At 61.1% G+C, this 19,296-nt stretch carries 12 protein-coding genes and 2 pseudogenes; 8 read left to right on the top strand and 6 right to left on the bottom strand.

All coding sequences use genetic code 11. The features are described 5' to 3' along the window. Window positions 1-25: 25 nt before the first annotated feature. Both putA and CRN80_RS06120 read left to right on the top strand, forming a co-directional pair. Window positions 26-3,979, top strand: a complete 3,954-nt coding sequence (gene putA, locus CRN80_RS06115) for a trifunctional transcriptional regulator/proline dehydrogenase/L-glutamate gamma-semialdehyde dehydrogenase (RefSeq protein ID WP_098949755.1) — start codon at window positions 26-28, stop codon at window positions 3,977-3,979. 546 nt (window positions 3,980-4,525) lie between these two features. Further along, the gene (locus tag CRN80_RS06120) at window positions 4,526-6,328 is read left to right on the top strand and encodes an acyl-CoA dehydrogenase (protein WP_098949756.1); all 1,803 of its coding nucleotides are present in this window, start codon (window positions 4,526-4,528) and stop codon (window positions 6,326-6,328) included. A 3-nt stretch (window positions 6,329-6,331) separates the two neighbouring features. Here CRN80_RS06120 and CRN80_RS06125 read toward each other — a convergent pair whose 3' ends face one another. Further along, window positions 6,332-6,625, bottom strand: coding sequence for a cell division protein ZapA (locus tag CRN80_RS06125; RefSeq protein ID WP_003187971.1), 294 nt, complete (start codon window positions 6,623-6,625; stop codon window positions 6,332-6,334). Then, entirely contained in the window at window positions 6,622-6,852 is a 231-nt protein-coding gene (locus CRN80_RS06130) for a hypothetical protein (RefSeq protein ID WP_044270846.1), read from the bottom strand. Before CRN80_RS06130 ends, CRN80_RS06125 begins: the two co-directional genes overlap by 4 nt. Before the next feature lie 343 nt (window positions 6,853-7,195). Between CRN80_RS06130 and CRN80_RS32065 the strand changes: the two are divergent. From CRN80_RS32065 to selO, 5 genes and pseudogenes are all read left to right on the top strand, one after another. Next, a pseudogene (locus tag CRN80_RS32065) lies at window positions 7,196-7,852 on the top strand (MCP four helix bundle domain-containing protein); the annotation flags it as partial. 303 nt (window positions 7,853-8,155) lie between these two features. Further along, window positions 8,156-8,755: pseudogene (locus CRN80_RS32070) on the top strand (methyl-accepting chemotaxis protein); the annotation flags it as partial. Between the two features lie 265 nt (window positions 8,756-9,020). Beyond that, window positions 9,021-10,763, top strand: a complete 1,743-nt coding sequence (locus CRN80_RS06140; RefSeq protein ID WP_003187967.1) for a potassium/proton antiporter — start codon at window positions 9,021-9,023, stop codon at window positions 10,761-10,763. Between the two features lie 49 nt (window positions 10,764-10,812). Then, entirely contained in the window at window positions 10,813-14,196 is a 3,384-nt protein-coding gene (gene mscK / locus CRN80_RS06145; RefSeq protein ID WP_032893912.1) for a mechanosensitive channel MscK, read from the top strand. A 48-nt stretch (window positions 14,197-14,244) separates the two neighbouring features. Further along, window positions 14,245-15,708, top strand: coding sequence for a protein adenylyltransferase SelO (gene selO, locus CRN80_RS06150; RefSeq protein ID WP_098949758.1), 1,464 nt, complete (start codon window positions 14,245-14,247; stop codon window positions 15,706-15,708). A 4-nt stretch (window positions 15,709-15,712) separates the two neighbouring features. Here the strand turns inward: selO and CRN80_RS06155 are convergent, their stop codons facing one another. Together CRN80_RS06155 and CRN80_RS06160 are read right to left on the bottom strand one after the other, a co-directional pair. Beyond that, window positions 15,713-16,114, bottom strand: a complete 402-nt coding sequence (locus CRN80_RS06155; RefSeq protein WP_078466506.1) for a type II toxin-antitoxin system HigA family antitoxin — start codon at window positions 16,112-16,114, stop codon at window positions 15,713-15,715. Then, window positions 16,111-16,407, bottom strand: a complete 297-nt coding sequence (locus tag CRN80_RS06160; RefSeq protein WP_078466507.1) for a type II toxin-antitoxin system HigB family toxin — start codon at window positions 16,405-16,407, stop codon at window positions 16,111-16,113. Before CRN80_RS06160 ends, CRN80_RS06155 begins: the two co-directional genes overlap by 4 nt. 216 nt (window positions 16,408-16,623) lie before the next feature. On the opposite strand from CRN80_RS06160, the gene trxC reads away from it, so the two are divergent. Next, entirely contained in the window at window positions 16,624-17,058 is a 435-nt protein-coding gene (gene trxC, locus CRN80_RS06165) for a thioredoxin TrxC (RefSeq protein ID WP_098949759.1), read from the top strand. A gap of 131 nt (window positions 17,059-17,189) precedes the next feature. Here the strand turns inward: trxC and CRN80_RS06170 are convergent, their stop codons facing one another. Both CRN80_RS06170 and CRN80_RS06180 read right to left on the bottom strand, forming a co-directional pair. Then, entirely contained in the window at window positions 17,190-17,402 is a 213-nt protein-coding gene (locus tag CRN80_RS06170; protein WP_032893916.1) for a DUF6124 family protein, read from the bottom strand. A gap of 885 nt (window positions 17,403-18,287) precedes the next feature. Next, the gene (locus CRN80_RS06180) at window positions 18,288-19,058 is read right to left on the bottom strand and encodes a ParA family protein (RefSeq protein ID WP_003187956.1); all 771 of its coding nucleotides are present in this window, start codon (window positions 19,056-19,058) and stop codon (window positions 18,288-18,290) included. Between the last annotated feature and the right edge of the window lie 238 nt (window positions 19,059-19,296).

The following is a 19,296-nucleotide window of genomic DNA, read 5'->3' on the forward strand; positions in this document are numbered from 1 at the left end:
TAGTGGCACCCATGAGGATAAAAAAATGGCAACGACCACCCTTGGGGTCAAACTCGACGACCCGACCCGCGAACGCCTGAAGGCCGCCGCGACCTCCATTGATCGCACGCCGCACTGGCTGATCAAGCAGGCGATTTTCAATTACCTGGAGAAACTCGAGGGTGGTGCAACCCTGTCCGAGCTCAATGGCTTGAGCAGCAAGGAGGCCGATGATGCCGGCGAGGTCCAGGCCGACCACGCCCACCAGTGCTTCCTTGAGTTCGCCGAGAGCATCCTGCCGCAATCGGTATTGCGTGCCGCGATCACCGCCGCTTACCGCCGCCCCGAGCCGGAAGTGGTGCCGATGCTGATCGAACAGGCGCGCCTGCCGGCACCGATGGCCGAAGCCACCAACAAGCTGGCCGCGAGCATTGCCGAAAAACTGCGCAATCAGAAGAGTGCCGGCGGCCGTGCCGGTATTGTTCAGGGCCTGCTGCAAGAATTCTCCCTGTCGTCCCAGGAAGGCGTGGCGCTGATGTGCCTGGCCGAAGCGCTGCTGCGCATCCCGGACAAAGGCACCCGCGATGCACTGATCCGCGACAAGATCAGCACCGGCAACTGGCAGCCGCATTTGGGCAACAGCCCTTCGCTGTTCGTCAACGCCGCCACCTGGGGCCTGCTGCTGACCGGCAAGCTGGTGTCGACCCACAACGAAGCGGGCCTGACCTCGTCCCTGAGCCGCATCATCGGCAAGAGCGGCGAGCCGATGATCCGCAAGGGCGTCGACATGGCCATGCGCCTGATGGGCGAGCAGTTCGTCACCGGCGAAACCATCGCCGAAGCCCTGGCCAATGCGAGCAAATTCGAAGCCAAGGGCTTCCGCTATTCCTACGACATGCTCGGTGAAGCCGCACTCACCGAACACGACGCCCAGAAGTACCTGGCCTCGTACGAACAAGCCATTCACTCCATCGGCAAAGCTTCCCATGGCCGTGGGATCTATGAAGGCCCGGGCATCTCCATCAAGCTCTCCGCCCTGCACCCGCGCTACAGCCGTGCGCAGTACGAGCGCGTGATGGACGAGCTGTACCCGCGCCTGCTGTCGCTGACCTTGCTGGCCAAGCAGTACGACATCGGCCTGAACATCGACGCCGAAGAAGCCGACCGCCTGGAGCTGTCCCTGGACCTGCTCGAGCGCCTGTGCTTCGAGCCGCAACTGACCGGCTGGAACGGTATCGGTTTTGTGATCCAGGCGTACCAGAAGCGCTGCCCGTATGTGATTGACTACGTCATTGACCTGGCCCGCCGCAGCCGCCATCGCCTGATGATCCGCCTGGTAAAAGGCGCGTACTGGGACAGCGAAATCAAACGCGCCCAGGTCGAAGGCCTGGAAGGCTACCCGGTCTACACCCGCAAGGTGTACACCGACGTTTCCTACATTGCTTGCGCACGCAAACTGCTGTCGGTGCCGGAAGTCATCTACCCGCAGTTCGCGACGCACAACGCCCACACCCTGTCGGCTATCTACCACATCGCCGGTCAAAACTATTACCCCGGCCAGTACGAGTTCCAGTGCCTGCACGGCATGGGTGAACCGCTGTACGAACAGGTTGTAGGCAAGGTTTCCGAAGGCAAGCTGAACCGTCCGTGCCGTGTGTACGCACCGGTTGGCACCCACGAAACACTGCTGGCCTACCTGGTACGTCGCCTGCTGGAAAACGGCGCCAACACCTCGTTCGTCAACCGTATCGCTGACCAGTCCATCTCGATCCAGGAATTGGTAGCCGACCCGGTGGCCAGCATCGAGCAAATGGCAACCCAGGAAGGCGGTTTCGGCCTGCCGCACCCGCGCATTCCGTTGCCGCGCGACCTGTACGGCAGCGACCGCGCCAACTCGGCCGGTATCGACCTGGCCAACGAACATCGCCTGGCCTCGCTGTCTTGCGCCCTGCTGGCCACCGCTCACAACAACTGGAAGGCCGCACCGATGCTCGGTTGCGCCGCCAGCAATGAAGCGGCCCAACCGGTGCTGAACCCGTCCGATCTGCGTGACGTGGTCGGCCAGGTACAGGAAGCCACCGTCGAAGACGTCGACAACGCCATCCAGTGCGCCATCAGCGCCGCGCCGATCTGGCAGGCCACCCCGCCCGCCGAACGCGCTGCCATCCTGGAGCGCGCCGCCGACCTGATGGAAGGCGAGATCCAGCCGCTGATGGGCCTGCTGGCCCGTGAAGCCGGCAAGACCTTCGCCAACGCCATCGCCGAAGTGCGTGAAGCCGTGGACTTCCTGCGTTACTACGCGGTGCAGGCGCGCAACGACTTTACCAATGACGCCCACCGCCCATTGGGCCCGGTGGTGTGCATCAGCCCGTGGAACTTCCCGCTCGCCATCTTCAGCGGCCAAGTGGCTGCTGCGCTGGCTGCCGGTAACCCGGTGCTGGCCAAGCCTGCCGAGCAGACGCCGCTGGTGGCTGCCCAGGCCGTACGCATCCTGCTTGAAGCTGGCATTCCGGAAGGCGTGCTGCAATTGCTGCCAGGCCAGGGCGAAAGCGTCGGTGCCCGCCTGGTGGGTGATGATCGCGTCAAAGGCGTGATGTTCACCGGTTCCACCGAAGTGGCGCGCCTGCTGCAACGCAATGTCGCCGGTCGCCTGGATGCCCAGGGTCGCCCGATTCCGCTGATCGCCGAAACCGGTGGCCAGAACGCGATGATCGTGGACTCCTCGGCGCTGACCGAACAAGTGGTGATCGATGTCGTGTCGTCGGCCTTCGACAGCGCCGGTCAACGTTGCTCGGCCCTGCGCGTACTGTGCCTGCAGGAAGATTCGGCAGACCGTGTGGTCGAAATGCTCAAGGGCGCCATGGCTGAATGCCGCCTGGGCAACCCGGAACGCCTGTCGGTGGACATCGGCCCGGTGATCGATGCCGAAGCCAAGGCGGGTATCGAGAAACACATCCAGGCCATGCGCGACAAAGGCCGCAACGTTTACCAGGTGGCGATTGCCGACGGTGAAGAGATCAAGCGCGGCACCTTCGTGATGCCAACCCTGATCGAGCTGGAAAGCTTCGACGAACTGCAACGCGAGATCTTCGGCCCGGTACTGCACGTGGTGCGCTACAAGCGCAAAGAGATCGACCAGCTCATCGGCCAGATCAACGCTTCCGGCTACGGCCTGACCCTGGGCGTGCACACGCGCATCGACGAGACCATCGCCAAGGTGATCGACAACGTCAACGCCGGTAACGTCTACGTCAACCGCAACATTGTGGGTGCCGTGGTCGGCGTGCAACCGTTCGGCGGCGAAGGCCTGTCGGGTACTGGCCCGAAAGCCGGTGGCCCGCTGTACCTGTACCGTTTGCTGTCGACTCGTCCTACCGATGCGATCGAGCAATCCTTCGTACGCGGCGACAAGTTGGCCGCGCCGGATGTGCGCCTGCGTGATGCCATGAGCCAATCTCTGACTGCCCTGAAAACCTGGGCCGACAGCCATAAGTTCAGTGAACTGAGCGCCTTGTGCACGCAGTTCGCCGCCCAATCGCAAAGCGGTATCACCCGCCAACTGGCCGGCCCGACCGGCGAGCGCAACAGCTATGCCATCCTGCCGCGCGAGCACGTGCTGTGCCTGGCCGAAGTGGAAGGCGACCTGCTGACCCAACTGGCGGCGGTATTGGCCGTCGGTGGTTCGGCGGTATGGCCGGAAACCGAGCTGACCAAGGCCTTGTTCCCACGCCTGCCGAAGGAGATTCAGGCGAAGATCAAGCGCGTGGCCGACTGGACCAAGGATGACGTGGTGTTTGACGCCGTGCTGCATCATGGTGATTCCGACCAACTGCGTGCGGTGTGCCAGCAAGTGGCGCAGCGCGGTGGGGCGATTGTTGGGGTGCATGGTATGTCGCAAGGCGAAACGGCGATTGCGCTGGAGCGTCTGGTGATTGAGCGTGCGTTGAGCGTAAACACCGCTGCAGCGGGTGGTAACGCCAGCCTGATGACCATCGGCTAACTGACACAGTGCAGTAAAATTGTGGGAGCTGGCTTGCCTGCGATAGCGGCCTGCCAGCCGAAGCCTATCTACCTGACACCCCAACGATCCAACTGTGGGAGCGGGCTTGCTCGCGAAGGCGGTCTGGCAATCAACGCAGTTGGATTGTGTACATATCCATTCCTGGGGTAACGGCCACTTAGGGTTCCGCCCTGACGGCGGCTCACTTTTGAAAAGCGCAAAAGTAAGCAAAACGCTCTTGCCCCACCACTAGGCACCTCGCTTAGGCTCGGTGTGCCCGTAATCCGCCAGTGATCTGGGGGGCCGCCTGAGATCAAAAGCAGATCAAGATCAAGAGCGGCTCGCTTCGCATCGTGGTTACCGTCTGCTGTTACAACCCACAAGGTTGTGTAGAGACCTATACCCATCGCAGGCAAGCCAGCTCCCACACTGATCGTGCTCCACCTTGCGCCAGCGTTCTGCCCTTCTATCACTTAAATCAATCTTGCTATCCACCCTCCATTCGCGCACTTAGACTCAGGCCAATTCCTTCCAAGGTACGCCGCCATGTCCGAGACGCTGCTCAGTTCCCGCAATCTGGCTTTCGAGCTGTATGAAGTCCTCGATGCCGAGGGCCTGACCCAGCGCGAGCGGTTTGCCGAGCACAACCGCGAAACCTTCGATGCCGCCATCAGCACGGCCCGCACCATCGCAGAAAAATACTTCGCCCCGCACAACCGCAAGAACGACGAAAACGAACCGCGCTATGAGAACGGCCAGGCGATCCTGATTCCGGAGGTCAAGCCGGCGGTGGACGCCTTCCTTGAAGCCGGCTTCCTCAACGCAGCCCGCAGCTTTGAAGCAGGTGGTATGCAACTGCCGACGCTATTGTCCCAGGCCTGCTTCGCGCATTTCCAATCGGCCAACGCCGCGTCGACGTCCTACCCGTTCCTGACCATGGGCGCCGCCAACCTCATTGAGAGCTTCGGCACCGAGGAGCAGAAACAACGCTTCCTGCAGCCAATGATCGACGGGCGCTTCTTCGGCACCATGGCCCTGACCGAGCCCCATGCCGGTTCGTCCCTGTCGGATATTCGTACCCGTGCAGAACCAGCGGCTGACGGCAGTTATCGGCTCAAGGGCAACAAGATCTTTATCTCCGGTGGCGACCATTCGCTGTCGGAAAACATCGTGCACATGGTGCTGGCCAAGTTGCCGGATGCGCGTGCGGGGGTGAAGGGCATTTCGCTGTTTATCGTGCCCAAGTTCCTGGTCAACGATGACGGCAGCCTGGGCGCTCGCAACGATGTGCTGCTGGCGGGGCTGTTCCACAAGATGGGCTGGCGCGGCACCACGTCCACGGCGCTTAACTTCGGCGATAACGGCAACTGCGTCGGCTATCTGGTGGGCAAACCGCACCAGGGCCTGAGCTGCATGTTCCAGATGATGAACGAGGCGCGCATCGGCGTGGGCATGGGCGCGGTGATGCTCGGTTACGCCGGCTACCTTTATTCCCTGGACTACGCCCGCGAACGGCCCCAGGGGCGCCTGCCCGATAGCAAAGACCCAAGCACCGCACCGGTGGCGATCATCCAGCACGCCGACATCAAGCGCATGCTGCTGACCCAGAAAGCCTATGTGGAAGGCGCCTTTGACCTCGGCCTGTACGCGGCGCGGCTGTTCGACGACACCACCACCCTGGCAACCGACACCGAGCGCAAGCACGCCCACGAACTGCTGGACCTGCTCACGCCCATCGTCAAATCCTGGCCGTCAGAGTTCTGCCTCAAGGCCAACGAGTTGGCGATCCAGATTCTCGGCGGCCACGGCTACACCCGCGAATACCCGGTGGAGCAGTACTACCGCGACAACCGCCTGAACCCCATCCATGAAGGCACCCACGGCATCCAGTCCCTGGACCTGCTCGGGCGCAAATTGGCGCAGAACGGTGGTGCCGGCTTGAAGCAACTGATTCGCCTGATCGCCGAAACCGGAGCCCGGGCGCAAAAGCACCCTTCACTCACGGCATTGCGAGAGCCCCTGGAGCAACTGGTAAACCGGCTGCAAAGCGTCACGATTGGCCTGCTCACCGATCTCGCCCAAGGCAAGGTCAACAGCAGCCTGGCGAACTCGGCGCTGTACTTGAAAGTGTTCGGGCACACGGTGATTGGCTGGCGCTGGCTGGAACAGGCGATCCGCGCCGAAGAAGGGCTGGCCAAGGGCAACGCGGCCGATGCGGCCTTTTATAAGGGCAAGCTCCAGGCCGCCCGGTACTTCCTGACCTGGGAAGTACCGAGCTGCCATCATGAACTGGCGATTCTGGAGGCACGCGACGATACGTGCCTGGGCATGCAAGACGAATGGTTCTAGCCCTCAGGGCTGACCAATCACCTTGGAGATCACATCGACCGTGGCGCTGACTTGCTCTTGGTAACGGTCGAGTTCCTGCTGGTGCGCCTGTTGCATTTCAATCTGCTCGGCGCACAGGTTCAGCGCGGCCAATACCAATAGCTTGTCACCGATCAGGGTCGGGTACTTTTTCTTGGTAACGGCCAGGGAGGCCTTGAGCATGGTCACGGCATGCATCAGGGTCTGATCTTCGCCGGCCGGTGCCTTGATCGAGTAATCCTCTCCGAGAATCGAAACGACCTTTATGCCCTCACTCATGCGCTGACAGGCCCTGCACTCACACGCTCAACCAGCGCCTGGATGCGGGCGGCGGTGGCGCCGTGCTTTTCTTCCTGTTCCATCAGGTTCAGTTGCAGGCTTTCGTTTTCGTCCTTGGCGCGGGCCAGCTCGGCCTTGAGGGATTCGTTGCTGCCCAGCAGTTCTTGATTCTGCTGTACGAGGTCGCTGACCAGTTGTTCCAATTGGCTGAGGGATGCTTCTAACATTTTGATTTCTCGGGCGTTTAAAAAGGGCGGTGACGATAAAGAAAATTCACCTCGGATGCCAGGGTTATCCCTGGCCGCGCAGCCCGATGTTGCAAGGCCGGGCCGCACGTTCGAGCCTTAGTGACTGCATTTACCCGATCTGGTTCCTGAACTCACCCAACCCCTGGTCCGATGCGACAAAAGCGCGCGCCCCCTTAAGACTTTAGTCGCAGGGCCGATAAGGCGGGCACACCTCGTCTCATGGCCGCATGGATAGCGCCTCCCCCAGGACTCCAGCATGTCTCTTCGTAATATGAATATCGCCCCGAGGGCCTTCCTCGGCTTCGCGTTTATTGGCGCCTTGATGTTGTTGCTCGGTGTGTTCGCCCTGAACCAGATGAGCAAAATTCGTGCAGCCACCGAAGACATCACCTCGGCCAGCGTGCCCAGCATTCGCGCCTTGGATGAATTCACCCAACTCACCTTGCGCCTGCGCGTGCTGTCGTACCGCTTGCTGACCAACCGCGAGCCGGACGTACAGCAAAAGACCCTAGAAGCCTTTGAACTGCGCAATCAGCAGATTCGTACAGCCCAGGGCATCTATGAAAAACTGATTTCCAGCACCGAAGAGCGCAACGCCTACAACGAGTACGTGCGCTTGCTGGGCCAGTACCGCCAGATTGAAGAGCGCATGAAGAGCCTGTCTCGCGCCAATCAGGTCAACGAGCTGCGCACCCTGCTCAACACCGAGTTGCTGGACAACTCCGAGCAGGTCAACGCCGTGTTGACCCGCTTGCTGGATATCAATAACGACGACGCCAACGCCACCAACCAGCGCGCCAAAGACCAATACGACATGGCCTTTGACCTGGTGGTAGGCCTGCTGGTGGTTGCCACGGCGCTGACCTTGCTGTTCGCCTGGTTGCTGACCCGCAGCATCACCCTGCCCATCGCCCAGGCGCTGGAAGCCGCCGAAGAAGTCGCCGAAGGCAACCTGACGCGCCCGATCACCGTGGACGGCAGCGACGAAGCCGGGCGCCTGCTCGCGGCCATGGCCAAGATGCAGCACAAACTGCGCGACACCCTGCAACGTATCGCCGGCTCCGCCACCCAGCTGGCGTCTGCCGCTGAAGAGCTCAATGCGGTCACCGATGAAAGCGCCCGTGGCCTGACCCAGCAGAACAACGAAATCGAACAGGCCGCCACTGCCGTCAACGAGATGACCAGCGCGGTGGAAGAAGTCGCACGCAATGCGGTGAGCACGTCCGAAGCCTCGCGCAACGCCACTACGTCTGCCGGTGACGGCCGCGACCTGGTGCAGGAAACTGTCAGCGCCATCGAACGCATGAGTACCGACGTGCAGGCCACCGCTTCCCTGATTGGCGACCTGGCCAATGAGTCGCGGGATATTGGCAAAGTGCTGGACGTGATCCGCGGCCTGGCCGACCAGACCAACCTGCTGGCCCTGAACGCCGCAATTGAAGCAGCCCGAGCTGGGGAAGCCGGGCGTGGTTTCGCCGTGGTGGCCGATGAAGTGCGGGCGCTGGCCCATCGCACCCAGCAGTCCACCAGCGAAATCGAGCGCATGATCGGCAGCATCCAGACAGGCACCGAACACGCGGTAGATTCGATGCGCAACAGCACCGAGCGCGCCGAATCGACACTTAACATCGCCCGCGGCGCGGGCCTGTCGCTGGACACCATCAACACGGCGATTGTGGAGATCAACGAGCGCAACCTGGTGATCGCCAGCGCGGCGGAAGAACAGGCCCAGGTGGCACGTGAAGTGGACCGCAACCTGGTGAACATCCGTGACCTGTCGGTGCAATCGGCCACGGGCGCCAGCCAGACCAGTGCGGCGAGCGGGGAGTTGTCGCGCTTGGCGGTGGACTTGAATGGGATGGTCGGCCGCTTCCGCCTCTAACCCTAAAACCCGCCCCACCCTTGTAGGAGCGAGCTTGCTCGCGAAAAACGCCAACGATAACGCGCGCTTGCTGAATGAACGTGGCGCCTGGGAGTTTTTCGCGAGCAAGCTCGCTCCTACAGAGGCAAGCCCTCTGCCACATTTGCCTGTGCGCGAATCAGAAAAAGCTTTTTGACAGCGCAGCAATTCAACAGGTTAGAATCCCTGGCACGCAGACTGCATGGTCAGTTTGCGTCCTGTCCCCCCCTGCCCTGGAGTACTGCCTTTGAATGCGACGACCATCAACAGCCTGTTCTTGATCGGCGCGTTGCTGGTGACTGCGAGCATTCTGGTGAGTTCGCTTTCGTCACGCCTGGGTATCCCCATTCTGGTGATTATCCTGGCCGTGGGCATGACCGCCGGGGTCGACGGCGGTGGCATCATTTTCGATAACTACCCCACCGCCTATCTGGTGGGCAACCTCGCCCTCGCCGTGATCCTGCTCGACGGCGGTTTGCGCACCCGGGTGGCGAGTTTCCGCGTGGCGCTGTGGCCGGCCTTGTCTCTGGCCACGGTGGGGGTGTTGATTACCACCGGCCTCACGGGCATGGCCGCGGCCTGGCTGTTTAACCTCAACATCATTCAAGGCTTGCTGATTGGCGCCATCGTCGGCTCCACGGACGCCGCGGCGGTGTTCTCGCTGCTGGGCGGCAAGGGCCTCAACGAGCGGGTCAGCGCCAGCCTGGAAATCGAATCCGGCAGCAACGACCCGATGGCGGTGTTCCTCACCGTCACCTTGATCGACATGCTCGCCAGCGGCCAGACCGGCCTGCACTGGAGCCTGCTCACCCACCTGATCCGCGAATTCGGCATCGGCGGCCTGGTAGGCCTGGGCGGCGGCTGGCTGATGCTGCAACTGGTCAACCGTATCAACCTGGCCAACGGCCTGTACCCGATCCTGGTGATCGCCGGTGGCCTGTTCGTATTCGCCCTGACCAACGCCTTGCACGGCAGCGGCTTCCTCGCCGTGTACCTGTGCGGGCTGGTGATCGGCAACCGCCCGGTGCGCAGCCGCCATGGCATTTTGCATATGCTCGACGGCATGGCCTGGCTGGCGCAGATCGGGATGTTCTTGGTGCTGGGCCTGCTGGTCACGCCCCATGACCTGTTGCCCATCGCCGTGCCCGCCCTGGGCCTGGCGCTGTGGATGATCCTGTTTGCCCGGCCGCTGTCGGTGATGGTTGGCCTGCTGCCATTCAAGGCGTTCCACGGGCGCGAAAAAGCCTTTATCGCCTGGGTCGGCCTGCGCGGCGCGGTACCGATCATCCTCGCGGTGTTCCCGCTGATGGCCGGCCTGCCCCATGCGCAGCTGTACTTCAACCTGGCATTCTTTATCGTGCTGGTCTCGCTGTTGGTGCAGGGCACCAGCCTGCCGTGGGTGGCCAAGCTGCTCAAAGTCACCGTACCGCCAGACCCGGCGCCGATCTCCCGGGCGGCTCTGGAAGTGCACGTTACCAGCGAGTGGGAGTTGTTCGTCTACCGCCTGGGCGCGGAAAAATGGTGCATCGGCGCGGCGCTGCGCGAGCTGAAAATGCCCGAAGGCACGCGCATCGCCGCGCTGTTTCGTGGCCAGCAACTGCTCCATCCGTCGGGTAGTACGGTGCTGGAAGTTGGCGATTTGCTCTGTGTGATCGGCCACGAACACAACCTGCCGGCCCTGGGCAAACTGTTCAGCCAGGCGCCGCAACGGGGCCTCGATTTGCGCTTCTTCGGTGACTTCGTACTCGAAGGCGACGCCCAGCTGGGCGCGGTTTCGGCCTTGTACGGGCTCAAGCTTGAAGGTATCGACCCGGACATGCCATTGAGCCGCTTCATTACCCAGAAGGTGGGCGGTGCACCGGTAGTCGGCGACCAGGTGGAATGGAACAACACCATCTGGACCGTCGCCGTCATGGACGGGAACAAGATTGGCAAAGTCGGCGTCAGATTCCCCGAAGGAAGTCGCCCGGGCCCCGGACTCTTCCTCTAAACTGCGGGACAACGACGCCCCGATTCTTCACTCTGCAAGACCGGTCTCTATGCCAACCCTGCGTACTTTTCTCGCCACTGCCCTGCTGGGCCTGACCCTTTGTGTTGGCAGCGTATACGCCGCCGACCCGCCCAGCGCCGAAGCCGTCCAGCAAAGCCTGGATAAACTGCCCGACCGCAAGCTGCCTGACGCCGACATGAAGGCGCTGCAGGCGACCCTGCAACAGACCCTGACCTACCTGGGCAATCAGCAGGACTACGAGCAGCGCCTGGCCGACCTCAAGCGCCAGCTGGAAGAGGCCCCGCGCCAGACCAATGAGAACCAGCGTGAGCTGGCGCGCCTCAAGGCCACCAAAATCATCCCGGTGGCCCAACGCTACGCCAGCCTGCCGGTGCCGCAGCTTGAGCAGTTATTGGTGCAACGCAGCACCCAGCAAGGCGACCTGCAAAAAGAACTGGCCGACGCCAACAGCCTGACCATCGCCGCCCAGACCCGCCCCGAGCGCGCCCAGACCGAAATCAGCAGCAGCCAGACGCGCATCCAGCAAATCAACGCGACGCTCAAGCTCGGCAAAGACAACGGCAAGCCCCTCAGCAGCGACCAGCGCAACCAGCTCAACGCTGAACTGGCGGCCCTGAATGCCTTGATTCCCCTGCGCCGCCAGGAATTGGCCGGCAACAGCCAGCTGCAAGATTTGGGCAACAGCCAGCACGACCTGATCCAGGAAAAAACCGCACGCCTGGAGCAAGAAATCCAAGACTTGCAAACCCTGATCAACCAGAAACGCCTGGCCCAGTCCCAGCAGACGGTGACCCAACAGTCCATCGAAGCGCAGAAAGCCGGTGGCAGTAGCATCCTGGCCAAGGAAAGCGCAGACAACCTCAAGCTGTCCGACTACCTGCTCAAAAGCACCGACCGCCTCAACGACCTGACCCAGAAAAACCTGCAAACCAAGCAGCAACTGGACACCGTGACCCAAAGCGATTCGGCCCTGGACGAGCAGATCAACGTGCTCAAGGGCAGCCTGCTGCTGTCCAAGATTCTCTATAAACAAAAGCAGGCCCTGCCGCGTCTGACCGTGGACAAAGACCTGGCCGACGACATCGCCAACATTCGCCTGTACCAGTTCGAGGTCAACCAACAGCGTGAGCTGATCACCTCCCCCAGCGCCTATGTGGACAACCTGCTGGCCAACCAGCCGCCAGATGAAGTCACCCCGCAACTGCGCCGCACCCTGCTGGAAGTGGCGATCACCCGCAGCGACCTGCTGGAACGCCTGAGCCGCGAACTGAGCGCACTGCTCAACGAATCCATCACCCTGCAACTGAACCAGAAACAACTGCTCAGCACCGCCAGCACCCTGCGCGCCACGCTCGACGAGCAAATGTTCTGGATCCCCAGCAACAAGCCGCTGGACACCGAATGGCTGGAAACCGTGCCGGCGCACCTGAGCAAGCAGGTCACCACCCTGCCCTGGGCGTCCAGCGTCAGCGAGTTGTATGACGGCCTGACCCAACGCCCGCTGCTGTTCCTGCCGTTGCTGTTGCTGATTGGCGCGCTGTTGTGGCGGCGCAATGCGCTGTATGTGCGCCTGAAAAAGGTTCACCAGGACATCGGCCACTTCAAGCGCGACAGCCAGTGGCACACGCCGCAGGCCATCCTGATCAACATCCTGCTGGCGATGCCCGTGGCCCTGGGCCTGGCGCTGTGCGGCTATGCGTTGCAGATCGACGCCCGCGGGCAGAACGCCAACCTGGGCGCGGCCTTGTTGCAGATCGCCCAGGCCTGGCTGGTGTTCTACACCGCCTACCGCATCCTCGCGCCGGGCGGCGTGGCGGAGCTGCACTTTCGCTGGGAAAGGCCCCAGGTCGAATTCCTCCAAGGCTGGATACGCAAGCTCGGGCTGGTGGTACTGGCGCTGGTGGCCGTGGTCGCAATTGCCGAACATCAACCGGCGGCGCTGGCCGACGACGTACTGGGTATCGCCGTGGTACTGACCTGCTACGGGCTGATGGCCTGGTTGCTGGGCCGCCTGCTGCTGAACAGCCCAACCCACGAAAAGGCCTCACTGTTTCGCAAAGCGATCGGCGTGGTGTTCACCGCCCTGCCCATCGCGCTGTTTATTGCCGTGTGCTTTGGCTACTACTACACCGCGCTGAAACTCAGCGACCGGCTGATCAACACCCTGTACCTGCTGATGTTCTGGCTGGTGATCGAGGCCACCTTTGTACGCGGCCTGGGTGTTGCCGCACGGCGCCTGGCCTACGCCCGCGCCCTGGCCAAACGCCAGGCTGCCAAGGAGGCCGGTGACGGCGAAGCGGTGATCGAAGAGCCGACTCTGGACATCGAGCAGGTCAACGAACAGTCCATGCGCCTGATCCGCCTGGCCTTGCTCGGCGGCTTTATCGCGGCGCTGTACTGGGTGTGGTCGGACCTGATCTCGGTATTTTCCTACCTGGACAACGTCACCCTGTACGAATACACCAGCGGCACGGGTACGAATATCAGCATGGTGCCCATCAGCATCGGCGACCTGCTGGGCGCGTCGATCATCATCGGCATCACCTTCGCCCTGGCGCGCAACCTGCCCGGCCTGCTGGAAGTGCTGGTGCTGTCCAAGCTCGACCTGGCCCAAGGCAGCGCCTACGCCACCACCACCTTGCTGTCCTACATCATTGCCGGCGTGGGCTTTGTCACCACGCTCTCCACCCTCGGCGTGAGCTGGGACAAACTGCAATGGCTGGTCGCCGCGCTGTCGGTGGGCTTGGGTTTCGGCATGCAGGAGATCTTCGCCAACTTCATCTCCGGCATCATGATTTTGTTCGAACGCCCGGTGCGCATTGGCGACACCATCACCATCGGCAACCTGTCGGGTACGGTGAGCAAGATCCGCATTCGCGCCACCACCATCACCGACTTCGACAACAAGGACATCATCGTCCCCAACAAAACCTTCATCACCGGGCAACTGATCAACTGGTCGCTGACCGACACCATCACCCGCGTCACCCTGAAACTGGGCGTGGACTACGGCTCCGACCTGGACCTGGTGAAGGAATTGCTCCTCAAGGCGGCGCGCGAAAACCCACGGGTACTCAAAGAGCCGGAACCCCACGTGTACTTCCTCAACTTCGGCGAAAGCACCCTCGACCACGAACTGCGCATGCATGTTCGCGACCTGGGCGACCGCAACCCGGTGCTGGACGAGGTCAACCGCTACATCAACCGTGAGTTCAAGAAACAGCACATCAACATCTCGTTCCGGCAGATGGAGATCTACCTGAAGAACCTTCACGGCCAGGAATACAAATTGGTGCCGGCCGAAGACGAGCGCAAGACCATTGCCACGCCCCTCGACAAGCCCGACGCCCCCGAGCCTCCTGCAGGCAAAGTAGTGGATGCGCCGGAGCCGCCACCCAGCAAACTCGACTAAACGCCCTATCCACAGCAGAATGCTCGGACATTCTGCTGGAGATGGCCGGTGAAAGCCCTCGACGAACTGACCTTCGACAACCGCTTCGCACGCCTGGGCGATGCATTCTCGACCCACGTACTACCAGAGCCCCTCGACGAGCCAAGCTTGGTCGTCGCGAGCAAGGCCGCCATGGCCCTGCTCGACCTCGACCCGGCCGTGGCCCAAACGCCGGTATTTGCCGAGCTGTTCGGCGGCCACAAGCTGTGGGCCGAGGCAGAACCACGGGCGATGGTGTATTCCGGGCATCAATTCGGCGGCTATACCCCGCAGTTGGGCGATGGCCGCGGATTATTGCTGGGCGAGGTCTATAACGAAGCCGGCGAGCATTGGGATTTGCACCTCAAGGGCGCCGGGATGACGCCTTACTCACGCATGGGCGACGGGCGGGCGGTGTTGCGCTCTTCGATTCGTGAATTCCTCGCCTCCGAGGCTCTGCATGCGCTGGGCATCCCCACCAGCCGCGCCCTGTGCGTGATCGGCTCCAGCACGCCGGTATGGCGGGAGAAACAGGAACGCGGCGCCATGGTTTTGCGCCTGGCCCACAGCCACATCCGCTTCGGGCACTTCGAATACTTCTACTACACCAAAAAACCCGAGCAGCAGGCCGAACTGGCCGAACACGTGCTGAACCTGCACTACCCCGAGTGCCGCGAGCAACCCGAGCCCTACCTGGCAATGTTCCGCGAAATCGTCGAACGCAACGCCGAAATGATCGCCAAATGGCAGGCCTATGGCTTTTGCCACGGCGTGATGAACACCGACAACATGTCGATCCTGGGCATTACCTTCGACTTCGGGCCTTTCGCGTTTCTGGATGATTTTGACGCGCACTTCATCTGCAACCATTCCGACCATGAAGGGCGCTACTCCTTCAGCAACCAGGTGCCTATCGGGCAGTGGAACCTCAGCGCGCTGGCCCAAGCGCTCACGCCGTTCATCAGTGTTGACGCACTCAAAGAAGCCCTCGGCCTGTACCTGCCGCTGTACCAGGCGCACTACCTGGACCTGATGCGCCGCCGCCTGGGCCTGACCACCGCCGAAGACGCCGACCAGCAGTTGGTGGAGCGCTTGCTCAAGCTGATGCAGAACAGCGGCGTGGACTACACACTGTTCTTCCGACGCCTGGGCGATGAATCCGCGGCACTGGCCGTGGCGCGACTGCGTGATGACTTTGTCGACATGGCCGGGTTCGACGCCTGGGCCGAACAATACAAGGCCCGCGTTACGCGGGATGGGGATTACACCCAGGAACAGCGCCGTGAGCGCATGCACGCGGTCAACCCGCTCTACATCCTGCGCAACTACCTGGCCCAAAACGCCATCGCCGCCGCCGAATCCGGCGACTACAGCGAAGTGCGGCGGCTGCATGAAGTGCTGACCAGGCCGTTTGAGGAACAAGCGGGGATGGAGCAGTACGCGCAACGGCCGCCGGATTGGGGCAAGCATTTGGAGATTAGTTGTTCGTCTTGACCTGTTAGATAAAGGTCTCCACTGACACCCCGAAACGCTCGGCCAGCCAACGAATCTGGCGCACGTTGAGCTGGCGTTTTCCGCTCAGTATCTCCGAGACAACTGATTGCGCCCCAACGCCAGGAAGGTCACTCTGGGTGAGGTTGTGCTCGCGCATCATGTAGCGCAGCACATCGACCCCGCTGGCGACGGGCATTGGGCGATGCTCACGATCATAAGCTTCGATCCAGTCGCTCAGAATGTCGACCAGGCTCATCAGCGGGCTGTCCTCGTCTTCACCCACCAAGCTCAATAGCTCATCCAAACCGCATACCAGTGCGTCGTAGTCTGCCTCGCTTTCCGGCTTGCGCAGCACAGGCGAAACGAACGGCCAGTGCTCTGCCGCAACGTGTATAAGTGCGCTCATCTGATTTTTTCCTTCCATTTGCCCTTCTCATAATCGCGATGGTCAAGCAGGTGCTTGATATAAACGCGCTGCATTCGATACTGCACCGACGCAATCAACCTCAGCTTGTTACCGCCAATATCAAACACATGAAATTCACCCACCTTGTCCGTGGCGGGAAACATGGCTTTCATCGCAGCGAAGTCCTTGGGGGCGTTGCGCTTGATCACGCGATACCACTGATCCAAAGCCGTTGCCGAGCGCGGCCATTTTCCCTTTGCTTCCCAGATCCTGCTTTCACTGATGACTCGCATGCAACGTCCTTATCGCATCTTGCTATGGAGGTTAAACCTGAATTCGAACTATCGCAATTTGCTATAGCCGCAAACAGACCGGTGGCGCACAACAAAAAGCCTAGCCACACCGCTCACGCTGGCGAGGACGAAAATGTGAGCGGATAAGTATCTATATCCTTGATAACCCTCTGTCTCGACACCAAATACCCAACTGGCCAAACCCTGGAGCCCCCGATGTCCGAAACTCTTGTAATCCCCTGCCCACATTGCAACGGCCTCAACCGCATCCCCGGCGAACGCCTGGGTGACGCGCCCAAGTGCGGGCGTTGCAAGCAGCCGGTGTTGCTGAACAAACCCTTTGATTTGAAACAGGGCGACTATGCCAGCCAGATCAAGGGCGACCTGCCGCTTTTGGTCGATGTGTGGGCCGACTGGTGCGGGCCGTGCAAGTCGTTTGCGCCGGTATTCGAACAAGCCGCCGGGCAGTTGGAAGGCAAGTGCCGGCTGGCGAAGCTGGACAGTGAAGCTAACCAGCAACTATCGGCGCAGCTGGGGATTCGTTCGATTCCCAGTTTGATCCTGTTCAAGAACGGCCGCGAAGTAGCGCGCCAGAGCGGGGCATTCCCGTTGCCGCAGTTGATGAGCTGGTTGCGTAGCCAGGGGGTGTAAACAGCCCCCCTCAAACAACTCGGTCAATGTGGGAGCTGGCTTGCCTGCGATGCAGGCGACTCGGTCTGCCTGGTACACCGAGGTGATGCCATCGCAGGCAAGCCAGCTCCCACATTGAATGCATTTCAGCTTCAGGTCAGCGGGGCTTCGCGGTCCATCATCTGGCTGACCAGCATGACGCCCAATTCGCTTAACTGGTGGATGGCCAGCGCTACGTCGCGGTGTTCGCCGGTGAGGTCGTTGGACAGGTTGAGCAGCAAGGTGCGCACCGAAGAGAAGGTTTCGTAGCTGTTGAGCACGAGGGTTTCGGTGGGGAGGTTGGGTGAAACGGTGAATAAATTCATATTTTCGTTCTCTGCTGGGGCCATCGCCTGCTTGCTACTAAACAAGGGGCGGTGGCTGTACGCAGGTTAGTAGACCGGTAGAACGAAAGCAAAACCCGGCGCACCCTAAGGCGCCCTGCGCACAGCCACCATCAGATAGGCAAGAAACGCCATGCTTTGGGAGCGGTGCACATGCTTTCGTCTGAGTGGGCTACTAAACCCGATCACTGAACATTCAGCGACCGGCAAACCTTAGAGACGCCCATCCAGACGCACAAGCCGGCGGATTCTGGCGTAGCTGTAGGCAAGGTTACAAGGCACAAGCCCAATTGCCAGACCCGTCCTACAGACCCTGTGGGACAAATCCAACTCACCTGCCGAAATGCAGCCCCCACAACACGATGCGAAGCGAGTCGCTCTTGATCTTGCTTTTGATCTCAGGCGCCCCGTTAAACCACGCTGGCCGGAATTCGACAGGGATTTGGGGGGTAAACCGGCAGGGATGCCGGTTTAGCCGCCCCGCGCCATGGATGGCGCGTGGCGGCGGCCCCCCAAATCACTGGCGGATTACGGGCACACCGAGCCTAAGCGAGGTGCCGAGTGGTGGGGCAAGAGCCCTTTTGGTTACTTTTGGGGCTCTTTTCCAAAAGTGACCCGCTGTCAGAGCGGAACCCTAGGTGGCCGTTACCGCAGCAATGGATATGTACACAATCCAACTATGTTGACTGCCAAGCCGCCTTCGCGAGCAAGCCCGCTCCCACAGTTTGACCGCGGGGTGTCAGGGAGATAGGTGTCGGCTGTTGGGCCGTCTTCGCAGGCAAGCCAGCTCCTACATTTGGATCGCGGTGCCTCAGCTAGATCAACGTCGGCTGTCACGGGCAAGCCCGGCCCCCACAGTGCTCGAGGTCAGGCGTTTTCCAGCAGGTTATGCAGCTCCACAAACTGCTGCGTCAGCTTATGCCGCGGATCCAGATGAATCAGCGGCTTACTCTCCTGGTGCGACTCACGCATACGCACCGAGCTGGCCAGGTACACCGGCAGTACCGGCAGCCCTTCGGCAATCAACTCATCGAGAATCTGCTGCGGCAAACTTGCACGAGCCTGGAACTGGTTGACCACAATACCTTCCACTTCCAAGCCTTCGTTATGGTCATCCTTCAACTCTTCGATCTCAGCCAGCAGGCCATACAGCGCCTGGCGCGAAAAGCTGTCGCAATCGAAGGGAATCAACACCCGATCAGCCGCAATCAGCGCCGAAACCGCATAAAAATTCAGCGCTGGCGGCGTATCCAGGTAAATCCGGTCGTAATCCTCGCTCAATTCATCCAGCAGCTTTCGCAGCTTGTTGATCTTGTGCTTGGCCTCAAGCTTGGGCTGCAGGTCAGCCAGTTCCGGGGTTGCGGTGATCACATGCAGGTTGTCGAAGGGCGTTTCGTAGATATCCACCCTGTTCTTCTTCGAAAACGGCCCCGTAGACAAAGTTTGCTTGAAAAAATCCGCGATCCCCATAGGGATGTCGTCACCCGTCAGCCCGGTGAGGTACTGGGTGGAGTTGGCCTGTGCATCGAGGTCCACCAACAGGGTTCGGTAACCTTCGCTGGCGCTGACCGCCGCCAGGTTGCAGGCGATGCTGGACTTGCCCACGCCGCCTTTTTGATTGAACACCACGCGCCGCATGGAAAAACCTCCGTGTATCAATGAATGCCCGAGTGTAGAGCGCAAAAGCGCCCATTAGCTACCTCGTTCATCCGGGCGCCGCATCTGGCTAACAAACAAATAGGAGTGCGCCTATTCCACGGTCGATCAGCCATGACCAACAATCTGTAAGTTCTTCCAACTTAATTTGTGATCAATAGTGAACAAATTTTCACCACTATTTGCTAGAACCCCACGGCACCGGGATAATGCGCGCCAT

It is taken from the genome of Pseudomonas sp. FDAARGOS_380, assembly GCF_002591235.1.
Taxonomy (GTDB): domain Bacteria; phylum Pseudomonadota; class Gammaproteobacteria; order Pseudomonadales; family Pseudomonadaceae; genus Aquipseudomonas; species Aquipseudomonas salmasensis.